This window comes from Streptomyces massasporeus (genome assembly GCF_014648995.1).
In the GTDB taxonomy this organism is placed as follows: Bacteria; Actinomycetota; Actinomycetes; order Streptomycetales; family Streptomycetaceae; genus Streptomyces; species Streptomyces massasporeus.
On record NZ_BMSE01000017.1, the window covers coordinates 205,078 to 211,531 of the forward strand.

Here is a 6,454-nt window from a genome sequence, read left to right on the forward strand (position 1 = left end):
GTCAGAAGAGTGTGCCCTCTTCGGGCCCTTCCAGCTCCTTCAGCAGCTCCGGCCCGTTGTTGCGGACGTTACTGACGGCCGTGGCGACGGGGTAGGCCCGCATCAGCCCGGCGGGCGGCGGGGCGAGCAGCTCGCGCAGGTCGTCGGCGTCCGTGCGGGACGGGTCCAGCCAGGCGTTCCAGCGGTCGGGCGTCAGCATCAGCGGCATCCGGGGGTGGATCTCGGCGAGTGCCCGGGGGCCGTCGGCCGGGGACACCGCGAGAGGGCTCTGCTCGGCCTCCGTGGTGAGGACCGAGCACGTCACCCACCACGCCTGCGGGTGGTCGTCCGGCAGCGTCTTGTCACGCCAGAACTCGTACAGCCCGGCCATCGCGAAGACCGAGCCGTCGGCCGGTGTCACGAAGTACGGCTGCTTGCGGGGCCGCTTCTTCTTGCCCTCGACCTCCAGCTCGCGCTCCTGGGTACCGGTGACCCACTCGTAGTAGCCGTCCGCGGGCAGGATGCAGCGCCGGGAGGTGAAGGCGCGTCGGTAGGACGGCTTCTCGTGGACGGTCTCCGCGCGGGCGTTGATCATCCGGGCGCCGCCCTCGGGCGTCTTCGACCAGGACGGGACGAGCCCCCACTTCAGCGTGCGCAGCTGCCGAACCGGCCGCGGGTCGTCCGCGTCTTTCAGGGGGCGGTCCAGGACGGCGTAGACCTCTTTGGTGGGCGCCACGTTGTAGTCCGGCGCGAGGGTCTCCTCGGGCTCCCACTTCTCGATCTCAAAGATTCCTGCGAGATCCTCTGGCCTACGACTCGCTGAATACCGTCCGCACATACGTGCCACACTGCCAGATTCCATCCGACCGCAGGGAGCCAACGCCGCACATGGACAGCACCGCAACCGCCTCGCTCGCCTCCCTCTGGGACGAGGTGTCCGGCACGCAGCCCGATCCCGACCTGTGGGTGGTGCTCGCGACCCTGGGCGCCGCGCTCGCCGTGGTGGTCCCGCACGGCCTGTGGCGCATCTCCCGCAACGCCATCACCATCGCCCACGAGGGCGGCCACGGGCTCGTGGCCCTGCTCACCGGCCGCACCCTCACCGGCATACGCCTGCACTCGGACACCAGCGGCCTGACCGTCAGCCGCGGCAAGCCGCACGGCATCGGCATGATCCTCACCGCGGCCGCGGGGTACACGGCCCCGCCCCTGCTGGGCCTCGGCGGGGCTTCCCTGCTGGGCTCGGGCCGGATCACGCTCCTGCTGTGGCTGGCCACGGCCCTGCTCCTCGCCATGCTCGTGATGATCCGCAACGCCTACGGCGCCCTGACCATGCTCGTCACCGGCGGCCTGTTCGTGCTGGTGTCCTGGCTGGCCGGGCCCCAGGTCCAGGCGGCGTTCGCGTACGCGGTGGTGTGGTTCCTGCTGATCGGCGGAGTCCGCCCGGCCTTCGAACTCCAGGCGAAGCGGGCGCGGGGCGGGGCGGGCGACTCGGACGCGGACCAGCTGTCGCGGCTGACGCACGTACCGGCGGGGCTGTGGTTCTTCCTCTTCCACGCGGTGTCGTTGTGCTCGCTGATCGGCGGCGGGCGCTGGCTGCTGGAGATGTGACGGCCGACCCGAGGGGCACGTGGCCCCCGGCGTGTGCGGCTCCACCACGCGGGCGCGACCGGCGCCGACGGCGCCGCACTCGGAAGTCGGCTGGCTTATAAAGTGGGGCCATGGCCCCGAACACCGCAGACACCGCCCTCTGGCCCGCCCCGCACGCGAGCGGAGCCGTCGACGCGACGGTCCACGTGCCCGGGTCCAAGTCGGTCACCAACCGTGCCCTGGTCCTCGCCTCCCTCGCCTCCGAGCCCGGCTGGCTGCGCCGCCCCCTGCGCTCCCGGGACACCCTGCTGATGGCCGGGGCGCTGCGCGCGATGGGCATCGAGATCGAGGAAGGCGTGGGCCCCGACGGCACCGGCGAGGCCTGGCGGGTGATCCCCACGGGCCTGCGCGGCCCGGCCACGGTCGACGTCGGCAACGCCGGCACGGTGATGCGGTTCCTGCCGCCGGTCTCCGCGCTCGCCGACGGCCCCGTCCGGTTCGACGGGGACCCCCGTTCCTACGAGCGTCCGCTGAACGGCGTCATCGACGCGCTGCGTCAGCTCGGCGCCCGCATCGACGACGACGGCCGCGGCGCCCTGCCGATGACCGTGCACGGCAGCGGCGCCCTCGAAGGCGGCACGGTCACCGTGGACGCCTCCTCCTCGTCCCAGTTCGTGAGCGCCCTGCTGCTGTCCGGGCCGCGCTTCAACCAGGGCGTCGAGGTCCGCCACACCGGCGCCACGCTGCCCTCCATGCCGCACATCCGCATGACCGTGGACATGCTGCGCGCGGTCGGCGCCCAGGTGGACACGCCCGAGTCGGGTGGCGAGCCGAACGTCTGGCGGGTCTCGCCGGGCGCCCTGCTCGGCCGGGACCTGGTCATCGAGCCGGATCTGTCCAACGCCCAGCCGTTCCTCGCGGCGGCACTGGTGACCGGCGGCAAGGTCGTCGTCCCGGACTGGCCCTCCCGCACCACGCAGCCCGGTGACCGGCTGCGCGAGATCTTCACCGAGATGGGCGGCTCCTGCGAACTGACCGAGTTCGGGCTGGTGTTCACCGGCTCCGGCTCGATCCACGGCATCGACGTCGACCTGGGCGAGGTCGGCGAGCTGACGCCGGGCATCGCGGCGGTCGCCGCCCTCGCGGACTCCCCGTCGACCCTGCGCGGCGTGGCCCACCTGCGGCTGCACGAGACGGACCGGCTGGCGGCGCTGACCAAGGAGATCAACGAACTCGGCGGCGACGTCACGGAGACCGCCGACGGTCTGCACATCCGCCCGCGCCGGCTGCACGGCGGGATCTTCCACACCTACGACGACCACCGCATGGCCACGGCCGGCGCGATCATCGGACTCGCGGTGGAGGGCGTGCAGATCGAGAACGTGGCGACGACGGCCAAAACCCTGCCCGACTTCCCCGATCTGTGGACCGGGATGCTCGGGGCGTAGGACGCGGGGATCACGTCATGCGCCGCTACGGCAAGCACACCGACGAGGACGACATCCGCACCCGTCCGGGCCGCCGGAACACCCGGCCCCGGACGAACATCCGCCCCAAGCACGAGGACGCCTCCGAGGGCCTCGTGCTCACCGTCGACCGGGGCCGTCTGACCTGCCTCGTCGAGGACCGTGTGGTCCTGGCGATGAAGGCCCGCGAGCTCGGCCGCAAGGCCGCGGTCGTCGGCGACCGGGTGGCCATCGTGGGCGACCTGACGGGCAAGAAGGACTCACTCGCGAGGATCGTGCGCATCGAGGAGCGCACCTCCGTCCTGCGCCGCACGGCGGACGACGACGATCCCTACGAGCGCGTGGTCGTGGCCAACGCCGACCAGCTGGCGGTCGTCACCGCCCTGGCCGACCCGGAGCCCCGCCCTCGCCTGATCGACCGCTGCCTGGTCGCCGCCTACGCCGGCGGCCTGGAGCCGCTGCTGGTCCTGACCAAGTCGGACCTCGCCCCGCCCGACAAGCTGCTGGAGCTGTACGGCCACCTCGACATCCCCTACGTCGTGACCAGCCGCGAGGAACTGCAGAACGGCACAGCCCTCGCCCGCGTGCGCGAGCAGCTCGACGGCAAGATCACCGCGTTCGTCGGCCACTCCGGCGTCGGCAAGACGACTCTGGTCAACTCGCTGGTTCCGGAGGAGCAGCGGCGTACGACCGGGCACGTGAACGCGGTGACGGGCCGCGGGCGCCACACCACCACCTCGGCGTTGGCGCTGCCGCTGGCGGGCAGCGATGGCTGGGTCATCGACACACCGGGCCTGCGGTCCTTCGGGCTGCACCACGTGGACCCGTCCCAGGTCATCCACGCCTTCCCCGACCTGGAGCCGGGCACCGAGGGCTGCCCGCGCGCGTGCAGCCACGACGAGCCGGACTGCGCGCTCGACGCGTGGGTGGCCGAGGGGCACGCGGATCCGGCGCGGTTGTACTCGCTGCGCCGTCTGCTGGCCACGCGCGAGCGCAAGGAAGGCGACTGACCTCCGCGTTGTTTGTCCTGGCGTGCGGACGGTAAGTGCATAATCGCACCCAAGCCGGACGCAAGCCTGGCCACTGCCTGACGAGCGCGACGGAACTGACGAAGCGGTCACTGAACGTGGGATACGGGAGGACGACTCATGGCGTGGCTGCTGGTCATCGTGGCCGGGTTGCTCGAGACCGGCTTCGCGGTGTGTCTGAAGCTGTCGCACGGCTTCACCCGGCTGTGGCCGACGGTCGCGTTCTGCATCTTCGCCCTCGGCAGCTTCGGACTGCTGACCCTGGCGCTCAGACGGCTCGACGTGGGTCCCGCGTACGCGGTGTGGACCGGCATCGGGGCGGCGGGAACGGCCATCTACGGCATGATCTTCCTGGGCGACCTGGTGTCCACACTGAAGATCGTGTCGATCAGTCTCGTCATCGTCGGTGTGATCGGGCTCCAGTTGTCGGGGTCGGCACACTGACGCTCCGTCACCCCGCCTGCCGTTGAAGGGCGCTGCGGACCAGTTCGGCGACGCCGCCCTCGCCGGGTGGCGCGGCCACGCACGACAGGGCCAGCCGGACGGCGAGTTCGCAGGAGCGGGCCAGGTCGGCGGAGTCGGACTTGGCCGTGCCGGGGGCGGCCAGGAGACCGACGGCCCGATCGCGGACGAGGGCGACGAAGTCGCCGGGTGAGGGCAGCGGCCCGTCGGCGCGGCGCTGGGCCGGCACGGCGGAGGTGGACGGCATGGCCGTCAGGGCCGGAGCGGGCAGCCGCTCACTCCAGCAGCCGGTGAGCATGGCGCGCACGAGGAGGTTCTCCCGGGCCGCTGAAGCGGTCCACTCGGCGGTGGCGGTCAGCCGGTCGCGGGGATCGCTGTGCCCGGTGAGAGCGCGGTCCACCCCGGCGAGAAATCCGTCGGCCTCTCTCCTGACGAGCGCCCGGGCGAGGCCGTCCTTGCTGCCGAACTCGTTGTACAGCGTCTGCCGGGACACTCCGGCCGCCGCGGCCACGTCCACCATCCGTACGGCGGACCACGGCCGGCGCACGAGCGCCGTGTAGGCGGCGTCCAGTAGAGATTCCCGCGCTGCAGGCATCTTCGCCTCCCCTTGGGGCGAGCGGTCTGCGCCCAGATTTGACGCGCGTGGAACCACTGTCAAGGGTTCGCGAGCGCGCTGGGGGGCGCGTTTCGGCCTTGTCGCGCGGGGCGTTTTGGCCCGGGGGCCACGGCCTTGGCGCGCGAGGCATGGGCCCGGGGGGCTACGGCCTTGTCGCGCGGGGCACCGCCCCGGGGGGGCTACTTCGGGTCGTCGTTGAACTTCGAGGCCGACCAGAAGTAGCCGAGCACCGCGAGGCCGAAGCACCAGGCGAGGGCGAGCCAGCCGTTGTGGCCGATCCCGGTGCCGAGCAGCAGGCCGCGCAGGGTCTCGATGGCCGGGGTGAAGGGCTGGTACTCGGCGATCGGCTGGAACCAGCCCGGCATCGCGTCGAGCGGGACGAAGGTGCTGGACAGCAGCGGCAGCAGGATCAGGGGCATCGCGTTGTTGCCGGCGGCCTCGGCGTTGGGGCTGACCAGGCCCATGCCGACCGCGATCCAGGTGAGCGCGGTCGCGAACAGCACGAGCAGTCCGAAGGCCGCGAGCCACTCCAGGACGGTGGCGTCGGTGGAGCGGAAGCCGATGGCCACACCGACGGCGCCGACGAGCACCACGCTGATGACCGCCTGCAGCACACTGCCGATCACGTGCCCGATGAGCACCGAGCCGCGATGGATCGCCATGGTCCGGAAGCGGGCGATGATGCCCTCGGTCATGTCGTTGGAGACGGAGACCGCGGTGCCGATCGTGGTGCTGCCGATGGTCATCAGCAGCAGGCCGGGGACGACGAAGGCGATGTATGCGGCGCGGTCCGGGCCGGCGCCCCCGATACCGGCACTCATGGTGTCGCCGAAGATGTAGACGAAGAGCAGCAACAGCATGATCGGCGTGAGCAGCAGGTTCAGGGTGAGGGACGGGTAGCGCCGGGCGTGCAGCAGGTTGCGGCGCAGCATGGTGGCCGAGTCGCGCACGGCGAACGAGAGGGAGGTCATCGGGCCGTCTCCTTGGGCTGGTCCGTGTTGCCCGTCAGGGCGAAGAACACGTCGTCGAGGTCGGGGGTGTGCACGGTCAGTTCGTCCGCTTCGACACCTGCGGCGTCGAGACGGTCGAGGATGGCGCGCAGTGCGCGCTGGCTGCCGTCGCTGGGGAGTTGGAGGGCGAGGGCTTCGTCGTCGCGGGTGATGTCGCCGAGGGCGCCGGCGGCGTACCGGTAGGTGGCGGGGTCGGTGAAGCGGAGCCGGACGTGTCCGCCGGGGACGATCCGCTTGAGTTCCTCGGCGGTGCCTTCGGCGGCGAGGGTGCCGTTGTGGAGCACGGCGATGCGGTCGGCGAGT

At 71.8% G+C, this 6,454-nt stretch carries 7 protein-coding genes and 1 pseudogene; 4 read left to right on the top strand and 4 right to left on the bottom strand.

The features are described 5' to 3' along the window. Position 1: 1 nt before the first annotated feature. Positions 2 to 817, bottom strand: coding sequence for an SOS response-associated peptidase (locus tag IE153_RS31000; RefSeq protein ID WP_189593051.1), 816 nt, complete (start codon positions 815 to 817; stop codon positions 2 to 4). A 50-nt stretch (positions 818 to 867) separates the two neighbouring features. Between IE153_RS31000 and IE153_RS31005 the strand changes: the two genes are divergently transcribed. The 4 genes from IE153_RS31005 (at position 868) to IE153_RS31020 (ending at position 4,507) form a co-directional block, all read left to right on the top strand. Further along, positions 868 to 1,590 (top strand): M50 family metallopeptidase, encoded by a 723-nt coding sequence (locus IE153_RS31005; RefSeq protein WP_033314423.1) that lies wholly within the window; start codon positions 868 to 870, stop codon positions 1,588 to 1,590. Between the two features lie 110 nt (positions 1,591 to 1,700). After that, positions 1,701 to 3,017, top strand: coding sequence for a 3-phosphoshikimate 1-carboxyvinyltransferase (gene aroA / locus IE153_RS31010; protein ID WP_189593052.1), 1,317 nt, complete (start codon positions 1,701 to 1,703; stop codon positions 3,015 to 3,017). A gap of 17 nt (positions 3,018 to 3,034) precedes the next feature. Next, positions 3,035 to 4,045, top strand: coding sequence for a ribosome small subunit-dependent GTPase A (gene rsgA, locus IE153_RS31015; RefSeq protein WP_189593053.1), 1,011 nt, complete (start codon positions 3,035 to 3,037; stop codon positions 4,043 to 4,045). A gap of 138 nt (positions 4,046 to 4,183) precedes the next feature. Next, positions 4,184 to 4,507 (top strand): DMT family transporter, encoded by a 324-nt coding sequence (locus tag IE153_RS31020; protein WP_189593054.1) that lies wholly within the window; start codon positions 4,184 to 4,186, stop codon positions 4,505 to 4,507. Between the two features lie 7 nt (positions 4,508 to 4,514). Here IE153_RS31020 and IE153_RS31025 read toward each other — a convergent pair whose 3' ends face one another. The 3 genes and pseudogenes from IE153_RS31025 to IE153_RS31035 form a co-directional block, all read right to left on the bottom strand. After that, positions 4,515 to 5,120 (bottom strand): TetR/AcrR family transcriptional regulator, encoded by a 606-nt coding sequence (locus tag IE153_RS31025; RefSeq protein ID WP_189593055.1) that lies wholly within the window; start codon positions 5,118 to 5,120, stop codon positions 4,515 to 4,517. 200 nt (positions 5,121 to 5,320) lie between these two features. Then, a complete protein-coding gene (locus IE153_RS31030; RefSeq protein WP_189593056.1) occupies positions 5,321 to 6,112 on the bottom strand; it encodes an ABC transporter permease in 792 nt (263 codons plus the stop codon). Beyond that, positions 6,109 to 6,454, bottom strand: a pseudogene (locus tag IE153_RS31035) (ABC transporter); the annotation flags it as partial. The gene IE153_RS31030 and the pseudogene IE153_RS31035, both read right to left, overlap by 4 nt.